Source organism: Pseudomonas sp. WSY_20 (assembly GCF_043104335.1).
Taxonomy (GTDB): domain Bacteria; phylum Pseudomonadota; class Gammaproteobacteria; order Pseudomonadales; family Pseudomonadaceae; genus Aquipseudomonas; species Aquipseudomonas parafulva_B.
This window is the reverse complement of the sequence record NZ_JBICKP010000089.1, coordinates 99,021-116,559: the sequence shown is the minus strand read 5'-3', so window position 1 is coordinate 116,559 and position 17,539 is coordinate 99,021. Positions and strand designations below refer to the sequence as shown.

12 protein-coding genes and 1 tRNA gene are annotated in these 17,539 nt (G+C 58.7%); 9 read left to right on the top strand and 4 right to left on the bottom strand.

Features of this window, described 5'->3' with window-relative positions; genetic code table 11:
- The gene (locus ACF8E5_RS21715) at positions 1 to 1,821 is read left to right on the top strand and encodes a hypothetical protein (RefSeq protein ID WP_182275428.1); all 1,821 of its coding nucleotides are present in this window, start codon (positions 1 to 3) and stop codon (positions 1,819 to 1,821) included.
- Between the two features lie 273 nt (positions 1,822 to 2,094).
- On the opposite strand, the gene ACF8E5_RS21710 is transcribed toward ACF8E5_RS21715, so the two are convergent.
- Positions 2,095 to 2,805 (bottom strand): hypothetical protein, encoded by a 711-nt coding sequence (locus ACF8E5_RS21710; RefSeq protein ID WP_392475779.1) that lies wholly within the window; start codon positions 2,803 to 2,805, stop codon positions 2,095 to 2,097.
- A gap of 138 nt (positions 2,806 to 2,943) precedes the next feature.
- Positions 2,944 to 4,077, bottom strand: coding sequence for a DUF3800 domain-containing protein (locus ACF8E5_RS21705; protein WP_392475777.1), 1,134 nt, complete (start codon positions 4,075 to 4,077; stop codon positions 2,944 to 2,946).
- A 576-nt stretch (positions 4,078 to 4,653) separates the two neighbouring features.
- Here ACF8E5_RS21705 and fdnG point away from each other — a divergent pair.
- The 7 genes from fdnG (at position 4,654) to ACF8E5_RS21670 (ending at position 13,854) form a co-directional block, all read left to right on the top strand.
- On the top strand, positions 4,654 to 7,722 hold the full coding sequence (fdnG, locus tag ACF8E5_RS21700; RefSeq protein ID WP_144965381.1) for a formate dehydrogenase-N subunit alpha: 3,069 nt from the start codon (positions 4,654 to 4,656) through the stop codon (positions 7,720 to 7,722).
- Positions 7,722 to 8,672, top strand: a complete 951-nt coding sequence (fdxH, locus tag ACF8E5_RS21695) for a formate dehydrogenase subunit beta (RefSeq protein WP_326383770.1) — start codon at positions 7,722 to 7,724, stop codon at positions 8,670 to 8,672. Before fdnG ends, fdxH begins: the two co-directional genes overlap by 1 nt.
- Entirely contained in the window at positions 8,669 to 9,325 is a 657-nt protein-coding gene (locus tag ACF8E5_RS21690; protein ID WP_058638684.1) for a formate dehydrogenase subunit gamma, read from the top strand. Before fdxH ends, ACF8E5_RS21690 begins: the two co-directional genes overlap by 4 nt.
- 4 nt (positions 9,326 to 9,329) lie before the next feature.
- Positions 9,330 to 10,250, top strand: a complete 921-nt coding sequence (gene fdhE, locus ACF8E5_RS21685; RefSeq protein ID WP_326383772.1) for a formate dehydrogenase accessory protein FdhE — start codon at positions 9,330 to 9,332, stop codon at positions 10,248 to 10,250.
- Positions 10,251 to 10,405: 155 nt separating this feature from the next.
- Positions 10,406 to 11,833: an L-seryl-tRNA(Sec) selenium transferase gene (gene selA, locus ACF8E5_RS21680; RefSeq protein WP_058638682.1), complete on the top strand. Its 1,428-nt coding sequence runs from the start codon at positions 10,406 to 10,408 to the stop codon at positions 11,831 to 11,833.
- Entirely contained in the window at positions 11,830 to 13,737 is a 1,908-nt protein-coding gene (selB, locus tag ACF8E5_RS21675; RefSeq protein ID WP_392475776.1) for a selenocysteine-specific translation elongation factor, read from the top strand. The genes selA and selB overlap by 4 nt, the downstream gene beginning before the upstream one ends.
- Positions 13,738 to 13,758: 21 nt before the next feature.
- Positions 13,759 to 13,854 (top strand) — tRNA-Sec (locus ACF8E5_RS21670).
- Between the two features lie 3 nt (positions 13,855 to 13,857).
- Here the strand turns inward: ACF8E5_RS21670 and ACF8E5_RS21665 are convergent.
- Both ACF8E5_RS21665 and ACF8E5_RS21660 read right to left on the bottom strand, forming a co-directional pair.
- The gene (locus ACF8E5_RS21665; RefSeq protein WP_058638681.1) at positions 13,858 to 14,844 is read right to left on the bottom strand and encodes an asparaginase; all 987 of its coding nucleotides are present in this window, start codon (positions 14,842 to 14,844) and stop codon (positions 13,858 to 13,860) included.
- A 134-nt stretch (positions 14,845 to 14,978) separates the two neighbouring features.
- Positions 14,979 to 16,421, bottom strand: a complete 1,443-nt coding sequence (locus ACF8E5_RS21660) for a sodium:alanine symporter family protein (RefSeq protein WP_058638680.1) — start codon at positions 16,419 to 16,421, stop codon at positions 14,979 to 14,981.
- A gap of 178 nt (positions 16,422 to 16,599) precedes the next feature.
- Here ACF8E5_RS21660 and ACF8E5_RS21655 point away from each other — a divergent pair, with 178 nt between their 5' ends.
- Positions 16,600 to 17,409: a helix-turn-helix transcriptional regulator gene (locus ACF8E5_RS21655; RefSeq protein WP_145256259.1), complete on the top strand. Its 810-nt coding sequence runs from the start codon at positions 16,600 to 16,602 to the stop codon at positions 17,407 to 17,409.
- Positions 17,410 to 17,539 lie beyond the last annotated feature (130 nt).

Here is a 17,539-nt window from a genome sequence, read left to right as displayed (position 1 = left end):
ATGAAGATTGATGAAGCGCTTAATGCTCTTGGTGTGAGTCGGGTTATCTGGATTGATGATCACTTTAATGATACGCCTAGTCAGCTTTCTGATCTACTTTGCAACAACATAGAGATAACTCGGCAATGTGAATTTGGTGAGTTTGCCGAACTTGTTGAGCAATTTGAATTTAATGAGGAAGGGGTCAGGGATCAAATTACCCAGGTCTTGACTGACCTATCCAGGGAACGTCGCTTTAGTATCAAGGAAGAATACTTTTCTCAGGAAAAGAAGAAGCTTGATATGCCGACTGATGAAATTGGAGGCGACGAGTTTGAGTTTTTGTGCCGGTTAATGAATGTTAAGCATGATGATCGCTGGACTTTCGATGACTATGAGTCTCAGTTGCCTGGCATATGTTCTGCAGATGATTCTTCCGTAAGTTATATAATTGATCTTCGCGACGGGGCGGCCCATCCAACGCGAGGTCTGGATGTTTTGGTGGCACTAAATAAACTCGGTTCAAAAGGTACCGCTTTTATTTTGACTCATGAGGCATCTATAGATAAAGAAGAAGCCCTGGAAAGTGAGTTGAGAGAGGCTCTAAATAAGAGTCATTCTGCTCTTAGTATTCCGGTTTGTGTGATAGCTAAGCAACGCCTTTACTCGGAGTCAGGAGAAGAGGACGAGCTGCATAATTCACTTAGAATTGCTATCAAACGAGCTGGTCTTAAGAAAAGCATGCATGAGGTGCTTGCATATGTGTCTTCAAACGTTCGATCTATGTTTGATGAGGCCGCAAGCACATTGTTGGATATTCCGCCTGAGCAGCTTGAAGCGTTTGTCGTCGAGCGCGGTCGTAAAGAGGGTGTTTCTGAGCTACATGTAGTTGAACGGGCAGTTTCTGTTACATTGGCTCAAAAAATTCGTGACGTCTTTGCCAGTTCCGAATCCGTGCAGAAGAGTACTCGTCGATTGAGGGCTTTACGCACTGTTCCATTGAATGCTCCTGTTACGCAGATCCATAAGAGTTTACATGAGTTCAGGAACCTCGAGGTGTGGGAGCATGATACCTTGATTAATGGGGCCTATACACCAATAGCTTGTGGTGATGTATTTGAATTGGATGAGTTAGAGTTTCCGGGGGAAATCTCTAAGAAGTTCCTTTTGCTAGCCCAGCCTTGTGACATTTCCATTAGAGACAATGGGAAGCGTGATCTTGAGATGGCTTTCTTGGTGCCGCTTAAGGAGAAAGATACTGCGATAAGAGAGAAAGAGAAGCTGAAGGAGACGCCGCTGCAGTTTAGGATTGATGGGGTTCAATATGTTTGTGATTTGCGATCGGCGGTTTCCGCTCGTCTGTCAATTTTGGATCTTTCTTCCTCCAGGTCTGATGGGCGTGTACGTATCGATAAGCTTCAGGAGGAAGCAATAAATCTTCTTCCGGGCCTGCAAATCGCGTTAGAAAAAGGTCGCAGGCCTATCGCTAAGTTGCTGGAACAGTATTCAAGTGGAAAGTTGAAGGTTGCAGGTGGTAGTGATGAGTTTGTTCATCCTTCGATGCAATTGACAATGCTCTACAACGGACCTATAAAAAAGATTCATTCTGGAAAGTACAAAAAATCGTCTGTCGTCTGCTTAGATGGCATAGAGCATGATTTGCCTGATAGGATTACTTGGGGATTGAGGCGTTGTGGGCGAATCCGCATGCCCTATGCTGCATCTCTACTGAAAGACTACATGACAGTCATGAGTCGAGAGGCATTTGACTTGGACTTCACATGGTTAGAACCGGCAAGTTGTGTTCTGGGGGAAGAGTCTGCCGGTGTGCCTGGTTGTTGATCAAACCTTGAGATAGCGCACTTTTTAGGTGCGCTATCTATTTGGTATACGCCAAGATTGCTTATTATGGGTCTGTTGTTTACGGAGTTTGTGGCGTAAGGACTACATTTGTTAGACGTCAAGGAGGGCGCCAGGCTACTCGCGGAGTCGCGCCCTAATGATTTCGATTGGATGTCAACGCTTGGCGAGATCAGCATAGCGTTGCTGTTTTTTCGGTTCATTTGGCTCTGCAATGCTGGGAATATAACTGCATGCCATTTGAGCAAGTTTATTTTATGGGGCTTTGTAGTCGAAGGGTAAGCTTAGATACTCGGCTTCCTTTTCCGAAATAAAAGATTTGGCAAGTTCATAGAGTCCCTCTTTTTTTGTGTCTTTGAAATTTATGAAGTTACTTCGGATGCTTTTTAGTACGTCGTCGGGTATCTTGCTTGTCGCTTCATAAGCTTTGTAGTAGGCGCTTAGAGGCGCGCTGAGCGGTGAGATGTAGGTGTAGCGTTTGATTGAGGGGTATACGTAATCTTTATAAAACTCTTCTGCAAATTTTACTGCAACCCCTTCCTCAATCCGGGCTACCGTATTTTTATTGGTGTCTGTTGGGCCTAGCAGGTGTAGCGTTTCATGGGCAAGCTCATAGAATAATTGCTCCCAAGTTATAACTTGTGTTCCAAAGCAAATTATATGCTTCTCTTGGGGTATTGTTTTAGTCTTCTGTGTTCTTCCTACATAAGATCTTGGAATGTCCAGAAATTCTGGGGACATGTAGATATCGTCCGGGCCTACGCTGGTTTCCCCATACTTCTGTTCCGCTAAATTTAACATCAGGACAGAGATGCAGTGGATCACGTACCTGTTCTCGGGTGCGCGTATGTTGATGTTTATTTCATTGGTTTCATTGTCTAGGTTTTTGATTATGTCCTCTAGGTTGTCATCATGTGCCATTATGTCTGCTGCCATCTTTAATACTGTGCGCTTAACCCATTCCATTTTTGGCCTCTCCGTAGTTTGGTTGATAGTAGTGGTGCGGAAGCCATATCTGTCATTGGCTTTAATTGGCCGGTTTCCTTGATTTCAGCTGAAACAGGAATCTGACTCGGTGCGTGGCATCTGAGAAACATCCGGAGACTATAACCCTTCTAGATGTGCTTTACGCTGCTGCTCCCAAATTTTTTTTGCGGTTTGCCCAGCTTCAAATTGCTCCTTACTGATTGGAGGCAACTGTGAGAAATATGTACTCCAGCGTTCCCTTATTGCAGCCAAGGAGACCTGATCTGTGTAGCTGGATTTAAACTGGCGTTCAATGAGCTTCTTCAGTGGGCCGCTGAGAGGCTTGCCTTCTACAAGTCGCTTGGACAACCAGAGGTATACATCCACTAACTCCAATCCGACGTTTGTCGTGCCTGCGACGCATGAGATGGCGACTTCGGGCATGTGCTTGAGATCCATCACCGGTAACCCCGGCCCGACCTCCATAGCCTCCACTGGCAAATCTTTGCCATGCTGGTAATACTCAGAGATCAGCCTTTGAGCCTGGTTAAATTGGGACTGTTGATCTACTACGATGCTGATAGCCTTACCGCCTTTATGCTTCAGCCTGCTAGCAATCCCATGGAGTACTGATTGGAAGCCGATCAGATTTGGGGAAATCTGCAACAGGTGCTGCTTATTTTGGGCGTTGTAATCTAGCTTTTCGGGATATCGCACAGCCCAACGCAGCCCATCAGAGATTATTTCTTTGATCCGAGGGTCACGGAGCTGAGGTGTCCGGTCCAGCAACTCCTGAATGACCTCGACTAGGATTTCGTTAGCTCGCGGAGATTTCCGCTCAATCCGAGCTTCCCATGCGCGCTTCAGCAATGGCTTGTCGAACAGAGCCGCGAGTTCAAGTAGAAGTGGGTAGCGCAGAGGGGTCCAGTAACTACTCCACGGTACAGCTTTGTTCAAGCCCTGATCGAATACCTGGTCGAAAAAGCTGATGGCCGCATGGTCAGCCTTACGCACTTGATGGAAATCGAAGCTGATTTTTTTAGACCTCTGGATAGCATCCAGCTCTGTGCAGATGGAGGTTAGTTTGTCGACACCCAGGAGATTGGCATGCAAGCGGTCCACGCCGAGCTTCGCTCGAAGCGCCTCCACCTCCGCCCGTGCTGTAACGTTGAGATCAGCAGGTGCTGAAAGCACGCCGTAATACAGAATCGGTTGCGTCTCATCGAACAGGTTGAGTCCGGTTTGACCGCTTTCATCGACATAAAAATACATATCCCCTGTACCCCCGTGATAGCCCTGATAGCCAGTACGTATATCCGAACGATGATGGGGACGCCACTGCTCGCGGCAATGAAGGTGAGGGCTTCAAGACGATTCGGATCAAAGTGGCTGAGGCGATTGATCCAGCCCTTTCAGCCCCAGCTTCGGCCTAGCTGAGTGACGTGATGAATCAGGAAAATGTAAACAACACGTGCTTCAAATCCTGGTTGTGTTTACGGTTTTTTAGAAGCTGGCACGTGCCTGATATCTATTGCCTTGATCTAAACGGAAAATATGCTTTGTTGACGTTTTTTAGGTGAATAGAACCGTTCTGATCGAACGTTAAGCGTTTCCCACCGAAACCCAGGGTTCATACCCCTGGGTTTTTTTTGGCTTGCATTTACTGATTCTACAAGTGCATCAGACCCGTCTTACAAAATTTTCAATCACACCCGATTGATCCACGTCATCGCACCTTTTCGATTCCTTGCTAGTCTTACCTGTTGGCGGTCCTCAAACCGCCGTCACCGTGACTACCAAGAGGCGCCGGCCATGTTCCGTGCGCCCAAATCTGATCAGGAGTGCACGATGGATCTCAACCGTCGGCAATTCTTCAAGGTCGCCGCCGTCGGCCTTGGAGGCTCGAGCCTTGCGGCGCTGGGCATGGCCCCTACGCCTGCGTTCGCCGAGCAAGTGCGCCACTTCAAGCTGGCGCATACCAAGGAAACCCGTAACACCTGCCCCTACTGCTCGGTCGGCTGCGGCTTGATCCTGTACAGCCAGGGCGATGCGGGCAAGAACGTCAAGCAGAACATCATCCACATCGAAGGTGACGCCGACCATCCGGTGAACCGCGGCACCCTTTGCCCCAAAGGCGCGGGTCTGCTCGACTTCATCCATAGCCCCAGCCGCCTCAAGTACCCAGAAGTACGCAAGCCGGGTAGCAACGAGTGGGTACGCGTCAGCTGGGACGAAGCGCTCGATCGCGTGGCCACCTTGATGAAGGAAGACCGCGACGCGAACTTCATTGAGAAAAACGCCCAGGGGCAGACGGTCAACCGCTGGCTCACCACCGGTTTTCTTGCCGCTTCCGCCGCCTCCAGCGAGGCCGGCTACCTGACTCACAAGGTCGTTCGCGCAACAGGCATGCTGGGGTTCGATAACCAAGCACGTGTCTGACATGGCCCGACGGTGGCAAGTCTTGCCCCGACGTACGGCCGTGGCGCCATGACCAACCACTGGTCCGATATCGCTAATGCGAATCTGGTCCTGGTGATGGGTGGCAACGCAGCAGAAGCGCACCCGTGCGGCTTCAAATGGGTGACCGAGGCCAAAGCGCACAACAAGGCGCGGCTGATCGTGGTCGACCCAAGGTTTACCCGTACCGCTTCGGTGGCCGATTACTACGCGCCTATCCGTACCGGCACCGACATCGCGTTCATGGGTGGGTTGATCAATTACCTGCTGAGCAATGACAAGATCCAGCACGAGTATGTGCGCAACTACACTGACGTATCCTTCATCGTCAAGGACACCTATGGCTTCGAGGATGGCCTGTTCAGCGGCTATGACGAGAGCAAGCGCATCTATGCCGACAAGTCTGGCTGGGGTTACGAGCTGGGCGAGGACGGTTTTGCCAAGGTAGACCCGACACTGCAGCACCCACGCTGTGTATTCCAGCTGATGAAGCAGCACTACAGCCGCTACACCCCGGAATTGGCGAGCATGACCTGTGGCATGCCGCAGGACGCCATGATGAAGGTGTGGGAAGAAATCGCGACATGCTCGGCGCCGGGCAAGACCATGACGATCCTGTATGCGCTGGGGTGGACGCAGCATTCGATCGGCGCGCAGATCATCCGTAGCGCGGCGATGGTGCAGCTGTTGCTGGGCAACGTCGGCATGCCAGGCGGGGGCGTGAATGCCTTGCGTGGTCACTCCAACATTCAGGGCTTGACTGACCTGGGGTTGCTATCCAACTCGCTGCCGGGTTACTTGACGCTTGCCGGCGACGCCGAGCAGGACTACGCCGCGTTCATCGACAAGCGTGCATCCAAGCCGCTGCGCCCGGGGCAGCTGTCCTACTGGCAGAACTACGGCAAGTTCCACGTCAGCCTCATGAAAGCCTGGTACGGCCCCAACGCCACCGCCGAGAACAACTGGGGCTACGATTGGCTGCCCAAGCTCGACGTGCCTGCCTACGACGTGCTGCGCATGTTCGAGATGATGAGCCAGGGCAAGGTCAACGGCTACATGTGCCAGGGTTTCAACCCGATTGCCGCCCTCCCTGACAAGAACCGCGTGACCGCGGCACTGGCCAAGCTCAAGTGGCTGGTGGTCATGGACCCGTTGGCCACCGAGACATCCGAGTTCTGGCGCAACGTGGGGCCGTTCAACGATGTGGACACGGCCGGTATCCAGACCGAGGTGATCCGCCTGCCCACCACCTGCTTCGCCGAAGAGGATGGCTCGCTGGTCAACAGTAGCCGCTGGCTGCAATGGCACTGGAAAGGCGCCGACGGCCCGGGTGAAACCCGCACTGACGTGCAGATCATGAGCGAGCTGTTCCTGCGCTTGCGACAGCGGTACCAGAAGGAAGGGGGGGCCTACCCCGATCCACTGCTGAACATCCACTGGCCGTACAAGATCGCCGAAGAGCCGTCGCCTGAGGAACTGGCGAAGGAGATGAACGGCTGGGCCGTGACGGACTTCACCGACCCGACCGGTGCGACCGTCAAGTCCGGTCAGCAACTGTCGGGCTTCGGCCAGCTCAAGGACGACGGCAGCACGGCTTCTGGTTGCTGGATCTTCGCCGGCTGCTGGACCGAGCAGGGCAACCAGATGGCGCGCCGCGACAACAGCGACCCCTATGGCATGCATCAGGTGCAGAACTGGGCATGGGCGTGGCCGGCCAACCGACGCATTCTCTATAACCGTGCTTCCAGCGACCCGCAAGGCAAGCCCTGGGATCCGGAGAAGAAGCGTCTGGTCTGGTGGAACGGCAAGGCATGGGGCGGGACCGACGTGCCTGATTTCAAGGTCGATTCGCCGCCGGAAGCGGGCATGAACCCGTTCATCATGAACCCCGAGGGTGTGGCGCGTTTCTTCGCCATCGACAAGATGGCCGAAGGGCCGTTCCCCGAGCACTATGAGCCTTTCGAAACACCGATTGGCATCAACCCCCTGCACCCGAACAACAAGAAGGTGGTCAGCAACCCGGCAGGGCGCATCTTCGATTCAGTGTGGGACACCTTGGGTACACATGATGAATTCCCATACGCGGCCACCACCTACCGCCTGACCGAGCATTTCCACTTCTGGAGCAAGCATTGCCGGCTCAACGCCATTGCCCAGCCTGAGCAGTTCGTCGAGATTGGTGAAGTACTGGCCAATGAAAAAGGCATCAAGGCGGGCGACAGGGTGCGTGTGTCGAGCAAGCGCGGGCATATCGATGCCGTTGCGGTGGTGACCAAGCGGATACGTCCGCTGCAGGTCAACAACCAGACGGTGCATCAGATCGGCATCCCGCTGCACTGGGGCTTTACCGGGTCCACGCGGCACGGGTACCTGACCAACACCCTGGTACCGTTCCTGGGCGATGGCAATACCCAGACACCGGAGTCCAAGTCGTTCCTCGTCAAAGTGGAGAAACTCTGATGGCCAGCCAAGACATCATCGCCCGGTCGGCCACCACCACCGTGCCGCCTTCGGTACGCGAGCAGGAGCAGGTTGCCAAGCTGATCGACACCACCAAGTGCATCGGCTGCAAGGCCTGCCAGGTGGCGTGTTCGGAATGGAACGAGTTGCGCGACGAGGTAGGCCACAACCACGGGACCTACGACAACCCTCAGGACCTGAGCGCCGAAACCTGGACATTGATGCGCTTTACCGAGCACGAGCGCGACGACGGCAACCTGGAGTGGCTCATCCGCAAGGATGGCTGCATGCACTGCGCAGACCCCGGTTGCCTGAAGGCGTGCCCAAGCCCCGGTGCAATCATCAAGCACGCCAACGGCATCGTCGACTTCAACCAGGACCATTGCATAGGCTGCGGCTACTGCATCACCGGGTGCCCGTTCAATATCCCGCGCATTTCGCAAAAGGACCACAAGGCCTACAAGTGCACCCTGTGTTCCGACCGCGTCAGCGTAGGACTGGAGCCAGCCTGCGTGAAAACCTGCCCGACCGGCGCCATCGTCTTCGGCAGCAAGGACGAGATGAAGGTGCATGCCGATGAACGCATCGTCGACCTCAAGTCCCGAGGCTACGAGAACGCTGGGCTGTACGACCCTGATGGCGTAGGGGGGACCCATGTGATGTACGTACTGCACCATGCCGATACACCCAAGCTGTATGCCGGGCTGCCGGACCAGCCGGTGATCAGCCCGCTGGTGGGGTTGTGGAAGGGCTTCACCAAACCTCTAGCCTTGCTGGCCATGGGGGCTGCGGTACTGGCCGGCTTCTTCCACTACGTACGGGTCGGGCCGCAGCGTGTCGAGGAGGACGAGCAACCTGCAGCGTCCGACACCAGCGTGCACCAGGTAGACCCGGCAGTGCATGTGTTCGACCCGAACAAGTCCGATGGGCAAGGGGAGCAGCGGCCATGAACGACAACAAGCCTATCCTGCGTTACAACGCCAACGAGCGCAGCAACCACTGGATAGTGGCGATCCTGTTCTTTCTGGCGGGCCTGTCGGGGCTGGCGCTGTTTCACCCCGCCTTGTTCTGGCTGAGCAATCTGTTCGGCGGCGGGCCATGGACGCGCATCCTGCACCCTTTCCTGGGTGTGGCGATGTTCGTGTTCTTCCTGGGCCTGGTGGTGCGTTTCTGGCGTGCCAACTTCATTACCGCCAACGACCGCCTGTGGTTGCGAAGAATCGATCGAGTCATGCGCAACCAGGAGGAAGGGGTGCCTGCCATCGGCAAGTACAATGCCGGGCAGAAGCTGCTGTTCTGGACGCTGCTGGTGTGCATGCTGGTCCTGATGGTCAGTGGGGTGGTGATCTGGCGCGCTTACTTCAGTCACTTCTTCGACATCGGCGCCATACGCCTGGCCACCTTGCTGCATGCCTTCGCAGCGTTCGTGCTGGTGCTCAGCATCATCGTGCACATCTATGCCGGTATCTGGATCAAGGGGTCGGTAGGCGCCATGCTGCATGGCTGGGTCAGCCGGGCTTGGGCGCGCAAGCATCATGAACTGTGGTATCGCGACGTGACCGGTGACAAAACGCCAACCGAGCACCGACGAAAAGAAGGATGAACGCTTGAGTACCGTACTTGAACCTGGGCAGATCGAAGCATCGGCCGTCATGCCGCCGTTTCTGCACCTGCCGCCAGGCAACCTCTTCGACGTGCGGGCGGCTCGCCTGGAGCGCCTGGCCCAGGGCCATGCCATGGGCGACTATTTGCTGTTGATCGCGCGGCTATGCCGAATCCAGCAGCAGCTTGTGGATAACCCGCCTAGCGCGCTGCCTGTTGCCCAGGAGCGCCAACGCCTGTGCATAAGTCACGGGCTACCGCCCCTGGCGGCTGACAGCCTTGTGCGCGAAGGCGCATGGCTGGGTTGGTTGCAGGCGCTGCTCGATCATTTCGATGAGCCGGGCCAAGGCCCGCTGCAAGAAGCACTGCACACGCTGCGCATCAGTGACGATACCCAGCGCAAGGGTTGGGCAATTGCCCTGCTCAGCGGCCAGTACGATGCCGTGCCCCCTGCACTGGTGCCGTTCGTGGGCGCAGCCCTGCAGGCTGCCTGGTCAAGCTGGTTGCTGGCACTGCCAAGCATCGAACTCAAGCCCGCTGCCAGCCTTGCCCAATGCCCGGCATGCGGTTCGCCGGCCATGGCGGGCGTGGTACGCAACCGTGGCAAGCACAACGGCTTGCGTTACCTTGCCTGTTCGTTGTGCGCCTGCGAGTGGCACGTGGTGCGGGTCAAGTGCGTGTATTGCGACTCCAGCAAAGACCTGCGCTACAGCGCGCTCGACGATGACCGTCACGGGCCCGGCAAGGCGCCGCTGCGTGCCGAGTGTTGCCCAGGGTGCAACAGCTACCTCAAGCAACACTACCTGGAAAATGACGCAGCAGCCGAAGCCTTGGCCGACGACCTGGCCAGCCTGGCCCTGGACATGCGCCTGGACGAGGAGGGGTACCATCGTCTGGCACCCAACCTGATGGTCTCGCCCGGCTAGCGGTTGATTGTCTACACTGTAAGACCGAGTTGCCTTGCGCAGGCAAGCGCCCTTGACACGGACTTCGAAGGTTCTCGAACCTGCGGATGTCTGCGTTACCGTCGCTTGCCTTCCACAAGGCCAGCAGACAATGGACCCGTCCAAGGTAGTACCGCATGTCCTCCAGCTTAGCCAGCGTCACGCCTCGCCTGCCTTCCATCGATACACTCCTGCGCCACCCAGCTTGTCTAGCGCTGATCGAGCGTTACGGCCGTGAAGCTGTTCTGTCGACCTTGCGGCACTTGCTGGACGATTTGCGCGACCTCGTCCGCAATGGCCAGCTCGGTGCTGCCGAGGTGGCGCCCGAGGTACTGCTGGGCCGCGCCGGCGAACGCCTCGATGTCAACCAGCGCAGCCAGGTTCGCCGCGTGTTCAACCTCACCGGTACAGTATTGCACACCAACCTGGGCCGCGCCTTGCTGCCCGAGGAAGCCATCGAGGCCATGGAGTGCGCAGCGCGCTACCCGCTGAACCTCGAGTTTGACTTGAGCACGGGCAAGCGCGGTGATCGCGATGACCTGATCGAGGGGTTGATCCGCGAACTGACCGGCGCCGAGGCCGTCACCGTGGTGAACAACAATGCAGCCGCTGTGTTGCTGGCGCTCAACAGCCTGGGCGCCCGCAAGGAAGGCATCATCTCCCGTGGCGAACTGATCGAGATCGGTGGCGCCTTCCGGATACCCGACATCATGGCCCGGGCTGGCGTCAGGTTGCATGAGATCGGCACCACCAACCGCACCCACGCCCGCGACTACGAGGCCGCCATCAGCCCGCGCACCGGGTTGCTGATGCGCGTGCACTGCAGCAACTACAGCATCCAGGGCTTCACCACCCAGGTACCCACCACGGAGCTGGCCCGTATTGCCCGCCAGCACGGCCTGCCGCTACTCGAGGACCTGGGCAGTGGCAGCCTGCTGGACCTCACGCGCTGGGGACTACCGGCCGAACCGACGGTGCGCCAGGCATTGAGCGATGGCGCCGACATTGTCACCTTCAGTGGCGACAAGCTGCTGGGCGGCCCGCAAGCGGGGATCATCGTTGGGCGCAAGGACTTGATCGCCAGGATCAAGAAGAACCCGCTCAAGCGCGCCTTGCGCGTGGATAAGATCACCCTAGCCGCCCTGGAGGCCGTACTGGCGCTGTACCGCAACCCTGATCGCCTGGCCGAGCGCTTGCCCAGCCTGCGCCTGCTCACGCGTGCCCAGGCAGAGATTCATACCCAGGCCCTGCGCGTGGCGCCAGCGTTGCAAACCTGCCTGGGCGAGCAGTGGTGCGTCAGCGTACAGCCGACGCTGGGCATGATCGGCAGCGGCAGTCAGCCTGTCGCACGCTTGCCCAGCGCCGCCTTGTGCGTGCGTGCGCAGGTGTCCAAGCGTCTGCGCGGGCGCAGCCTGCATGCCTTGGAGCGCGCGCTGCGCGAGTTGCCGGTGCCGGTGCTTGGGCGCATCGACGACGATGCACTGTGGCTGGACCTGCGCCAGCTGGACGATGAACCCCAATGGCTGGCGCAGCTGCCAGGCCTGCAATTGGGGGCCTTGCAGTGATTGTCGGGACCGCCGGGCACATCGATCACGGCAAGACGGCGCTGCTGCAAGCGCTTACGGGCCAGGCCGGGGACCACCGCCAGGAGGAACAGGCCCGTGGCATGACCATCGACCTGGGTTATCGCTACGCGTCGCTGGCCGAGCAGGCGCCACTGACTGGCTTCATCGACGTGCCGGGCCATGAGCGATTTATCCACAACATGCTGGCCGGTGCCCACGGTATAGACCTGGTGCTGCTGGTGGTGGCGGCAGACGATGGGGTCATGCCGCAGACCCGCGAGCACCTGGCGATCATCGAACTGTTGGGCATTCCCCAGGCGCTGGTGGCCATCAGCAAGTGCGACCGGGTCGAGCCCGCACGCGTGGAAGCGGTGAAGCAGCAAGTCAGCCAACTGCTGGCGCCTGGCCCGTATGCCGACGCGCCGCAATTTCCCGTATCCAGTACCGCGGGCACCGGTATCGACGCCTTGCGCCAAGCCCTGCTGGCGGCAGCGCCCCATGCCCGCCGTCGCAGTGTGGCCGGAGGCTTTCGCCTTGCCGTGGACCGGGCGTTCGCCGTCACGGGCGCGGGGGTAGTGGTGACTGGCACGGCGCTGGCAGGGCGGATCACCGCTGGCGACACGTTGCTGCTGGGCAAGGCCGGCAGGCCGGTGAGGGTGCGCGGTTTGCATGCCCAGAATCAGCCCGCGCTGGTGGCGGAGGCAGGGCAGCGTGTGGCGCTCAACATAGCCGCCGAGCGCCTGGCGGTGGACCAGATACGCCGAGGAGATTGGCTGGTGCCGCAGTGGTTGCACGCGCCCAGCACCCGCATCGATATTGACTTGAGCCTGCTGCCCGGCCAAGCCCGTACCTTCGAGCATTTCAGTGCGGTGCACGTGCACCTGGGTACCCAGGACGTAACTGCCAGGGTGGCTTTACTCGAAGGGCAGAGCTTGGCGGCGGGGCAGCGCATGTTCGCACAGTTGCTGCTCAACGCCCCCTTGCAAGCGGTGCATGGCGACCGCCTGGTGCTGCGCGATCAGCGCGCTCAATACACGCTTGGCGGCGGCACGGTCCTGGACCCGTTCGCCCCCAGTCGACAACGCCGCAGCGCCGAAAGGCTGCAACAGTTGCAGGTGCTGCGCGACTGTGCGGGCCTTGAGCAGGCCTTGCCGGGTTTGCTTGCCAGCGCACCGGGTGGGCTGGACCCACAGCGCTTGGAGCGACAGTTCAATCGCCTGCGTGACAGCTGGCAATTACCCGACGACGTACTCGTGATCGCCACCCGCCAAGGCCAGTTGCTGTTCGCCGCAAGGCAATGGCAGGCGCTCAAGCAACGTGTGCTGGCCCAATTGGCGGCCTTTCATGAGCAGGAGCCCGATCAATTGGGCCCGGACCGTGACAGACTGCGCCGTTTCGCGGCGTTGCCATTGGACAGGCCGGGGTTCGTCAGTTTACTTGAGCAGTTGCTGGCCGAGGGCGCAGTGGCCAGCAGCGGCCCCTGGCTGCACTTGCCTGATCATCAGGTCCAGCTCAGTGCCGCAGATGAGGCGCTCTGGGCCCGCCTGCAGCCCAGACTGCTGGCCGCAGCCTACGATCCGCCTTGGGTCAGGACGTTGGCGAGCGAGGAAAAGTGCGCTGAGGCCGATGTACGCCTGCTACTGCGCAAGCTCGCACGCCTGGGGCTGCTGCACCAGGTGGTGCGGGACCTGTTCTACCCAGAACCGACTCTACAGCGTATGGCAGAGCTGCTGCAGCGTCACATGGGTGACACGCCGGTAGTGCAGGTTGCTGCATTTCGCGATATGTTGGGCATCGGTCGCAAGCGCAGTGTACAGATCCTGGAGTATTTCGACCGGATCGGCCTGACCCGCAGGGTCGGCGATCAGCGGTACATCCGCAGTGACAGTGCCCTGGCCCGCTAGCAGGCCAGGCACCCACTTCAAGGAAGGCAATCGCGCCCGGTGGCGCGGCCGGGCTTCAAACCCGGTTGGGGACGGCATCCGTTCCCGGGCAGGTTCGACTCCCGCTGCCTTCCGCCACTTCTAGCGTTCGCCGCACAGGTCCAGGGCAAACCACTGCTCGGCCTCATCCACGTCCAGCCCGGCACCCAACAGCGCGAACATCTTGCCAAGGGCCGCCTCCCGCGTCATGCCGCCCCCGCTGACCAGGCCTGCTGCCCGCAGGCGGCTACCGGCGGCATAGGTATCAAAGACCACGTCGCCTTCCGGGCACTGGGAAATGGCCACCAACATGACCCCACGCTCGCGTGCTGCACGCAAAGTGTCGAGCAGCGCCTGATCATCGGACGGCCCAGTGCCGCTGCCATAGCATTCCAGCAACAAGCCCTGCACGCCGCTGCCGAGCAAAGCGTCCAGATGACCGGCCTGCAAACCAGGGAACACCGGCACCACCGCAAGGTTTACGCGCTGACGGGGCTGCTGGTAACCCAAGTGTGCCGGCAAGGGGGCTACGTGCTCGCTCTGGCGGTGGCGCGGCAGGGCTGCAAAGGCATCGAACGCTTCGCTGCGCAGCTTCGAGGCGCGGCAACCGTGCAGCAGCTTCCCCGCGAAGTACAGCTGCACGCCCGCTTCAAGGGGATGATCGAACTGGCGCAGTGCACCGCACAGGTTGTCCCAGGCATCGCTGCCAGGTGCGCCTGCCGGCAGCATCGAGCCGGTCAGCAGGATGGGAACCGGCAGCCCCAGCAACAGGAACGACAGTGCCGCTGCACTGTAGGCCAGGGTGTCGGTGCCATGCAGTACCAGTACCGCATCATGGTCACGGACCCGCACGGCATCGACGATCGCATCACGCATCGCCAGCCAGTTGTGCTGCTGCATGTTGGCACTGTCGAGCAGTGGGTCCAGTTCCTGGAGCGTCCAGGTGACTTCGGGGGCGTCGGCCATCACGGCGAAATGATCGCGCATGCGGGACTCGAAGCCGCCCGATGGGGCGAGGCCTTCCGGGGTTTCGAGCATGCCGATGGTGCCACCGGTGTAGAGCACGAGGAGGTTCTTTACTGCGCGCATGGAAAGCGTCCGTAGCGATGAACGGGAAAGAAGAGCCGCGCTTTGGAGGGAAGGCTAGTGGGGCCGCAATGCGGCCCCTGGTGACTCAAACAACTGGCACAACCCTCGCTGGGGCGGCTGGCGATGTCAGCCTATCAGCGCAGCGGCTGAGCCTGGCCTACAGCTTTGTCAGCGGCTGTTTCCACCTGCGGATTGGCAGGCCATGCATTACGGTCCAGGTCCAGGTCGGCGAACTTGGCCGAATCGAACACGGGCTGCTTGATGCCAGCCTTGCGCTGGTCATCGTAGTCGCGCATCACACGCAGGCCGACCTTGAACAGCAAGGCCAGGGCCATCAGGTTGACGAAGGCCAGGCACGTCATGGTTATGTCGGCGAAGGCGAACACGGTGGTCAGGTCCTGCATCGAGCCCCACACGACCAATGCCAGTACCAGGGCACGGAAGCCCATCAATACAGCCCGGTTACGGCTGAGGAACTGCAGGCTGTTCTCGCCCAGGTAGTAGTTGTAGAGGATGCAGGTGAACACGAACAGCGACAGCGCCACGCTCACGAAGATACGGCCCCAGTCGCCTACCACGGCTGCCAGCGAGTTCTGGGTCAGGACAATGCCGTCACCCTCGAAACCAGGGGTGTAGAAGCCCGACAGCAGGATCAGCAGCGCGGTGCAGGTGCAGATCACGAACGTATCGAGGAACACGCTGAACGCCTGTACCACGCCCTGGGCACCTGGGTGCTTCACGGCTGCGACGGCGGCTACGTTCGGTGCACTGCCAAGGCCGGCTTCGTTGGCGAACACGCCACGCTTCACGCCCATGACGATGGCGCTGCCCAGCAGGCCGCCGAACGCGGGGTCAAGACCGAAAGCGCTCTTGAAGATGGTTTCGAGCATGGCCGGCACGTGTTCGATCTGGGTGCCGATCACGTACAGGGTCACGCCGATGTAGGCCAAGGTCTTGATCGGTACGAGCAGGTCGGACACCGCCGCGATGCGCTTGATGCCACCAATGAAGGTGATGGCCAGCAGTACTGCCAGCACGATGCCGGTGTGGCGCGGATCGAAGTGGAAGGCGTTTTGCAGCGAATGGGTCACGGTGTACGACTGCAGGCCAATGAAGGCGAAGCCATAGGTGACCAGCAGCAGGATCGAGAAGACGATCGCCATGCCCTTGTACTTCAGGCCATGCTGAATGTAGTAGGCCGGGCCGCCACGGTACAGGCCATCGCCGTCGGCGCGCTTGTACACCTGGGCCAGGGTACATTCGAAGAAGCTGCTCGACATGCCCACCAGCGCGGTGACCCACATCCAGAACACGGCACCTGGGCCGCCCAGGGTCACGGCGATGCCGACACCGGCAATGTTACCGGCGCCCACGCGGCCGGCCAGGCTCAGCATCAGGGCCTGGAATGAACTCAGTTGGCCTGCCTGGCCACGCAGCGATTCCTTGAACACACCGAACATGTGTGCGAAGTGGCGGAACTGGACGAACCGGGAACGGAGGGTGAAGTAGCTACCCAGCCCCACGATCAGCACGATGAGCAGTTTCCCCGAGAGGAAATCGTTGAGTACTTCGAGCATTGGAAAATGACCTCGATTCTTATTCTTCGTGTGGAAAGACCAGCGGCCGGCAGGCGTGCCGCTATTCGTTGGGGCGCATGGTTGGCCATGACAAGAGTCGTTACAATTTCGCGGCTTGGTCTTAATTGATGCGACTTGATGCTAAACTGGCGCCATTCGCGTCACGTAGGCCATTGTCATGAGCGAGCATTTCGCTACCAATCTCAAGCTGGCTTGCAGCCACTACCGCTCTATCTCCGAAGTTTGCCGCCAACTGTCGATCAATCGCGCCCAGTTCAACAAATACCTGAGTGGGCAAAGCCGTCCGACGGCTTACAACCTCAAACGCATTGGCGATTTCTTCGGGGTGGAGGAATACGAGCTTGACCTGCCCGCCGATCAGTTTTCACGCTTGATCGGCGCGCGAGTACCGTCCTCGGTCGAGCAAACCGGCGATCCGATCAGCGAGCTGTTTCGGCCTCTGCATGATCACGCGGGCAACCTGTCGCGTTACTGCGGGTATTACTTCGAGTATTCCAATTGCATGTCGGTGCCGGGTACGGTCCTGGTATCACTGGTGCATCTGTGGGAGGAGGGCGGGCGCTTTCTGTTCGAGCGCCAGGAGCGGCAGGAGCGGTCGAGCGCAACGGACCTGCATGCCGAAGTGCGTTGTCGGTACCTGGGGGCTGCTTTTCAGTTGCAGGACCGGGTGTTCCTGATCGACTACGAATCGCTTACCTACAACGAGATGAGCCAGACCATTCTCATCCCCAGCTTCAAAAGCCGTATCACCCGCCTCAACGGCCTCAAGGCAGGCGTGTCCAGCGGCGACCGGCGCAATCCCGCCTGTACCCGAGTGGTGTGGGAGTACCTGGGGCAGGAGATCAATCGCATCAACGCCTACCGCCAGGTAAAACTGTACCGGCCTGATGACCCTCGCATAGATGAAGACATCCGCGAGCGGTTGGATGTGGGCCCGCTCAGGAATGGGTTGTTTGAAGTCGAGTAGGTGGTCGCGTCATGTGTGCTCGAGGAAAAAGTTGGCCACGGGGCAACCTTCTCCCGCAGCAATGCCCATACGGCCCCACGTTGGACTTCCCCGCCCGGAAACCGCAAAATGGCCGCTTTCCCTTACAACC

Coding starts and splice junctions, on each gene's coding strand:
- ACF8E5_RS21715 (WP_182275428.1), top strand. CDS start 1: ATGAAGATTGATGAAGCGCTTAATGCTCTTGGTGTGAGTCGGGTTATC.
- ACF8E5_RS21710 (WP_392475779.1), bottom strand. CDS start 2,805: ATGGAATGGGTTAAGCGCACAGTATTAAAGATGGCAGCAGACATAATG.
- ACF8E5_RS21705 (WP_392475777.1), bottom strand. CDS start 4,077: ATGTATTTTTATGTCGATGAAAGCGGTCAAACCGGACTCAACCTGTTC.
- fdxH (WP_326383770.1), top strand. CDS start 7,722: ATGGCCAGCCAAGACATCATCGCCCGGTCGGCCACCACCACCGTGCCG.
- ACF8E5_RS21690 (WP_058638684.1), top strand. CDS start 8,669: ATGAACGACAACAAGCCTATCCTGCGTTACAACGCCAACGAGCGCAGC.
- selA (WP_058638682.1), top strand. CDS start 10,406: ATGTCCTCCAGCTTAGCCAGCGTCACGCCTCGCCTGCCTTCCATCGAT.
- ACF8E5_RS21665 (WP_058638681.1), bottom strand. CDS start 14,844: ATGCGCGCAGTAAAGAACCTCCTCGTGCTCTACACCGGTGGCACCATC.
- ACF8E5_RS21660 (WP_058638680.1), bottom strand. CDS start 16,421: ATGCTCGAAGTACTCAACGATTTCCTCTCGGGGAAACTGCTCATCGTG.
- ACF8E5_RS21655 (WP_145256259.1), top strand. CDS start 16,600: ATGAGCGAGCATTTCGCTACCAATCTCAAGCTGGCTTGCAGCCACTAC.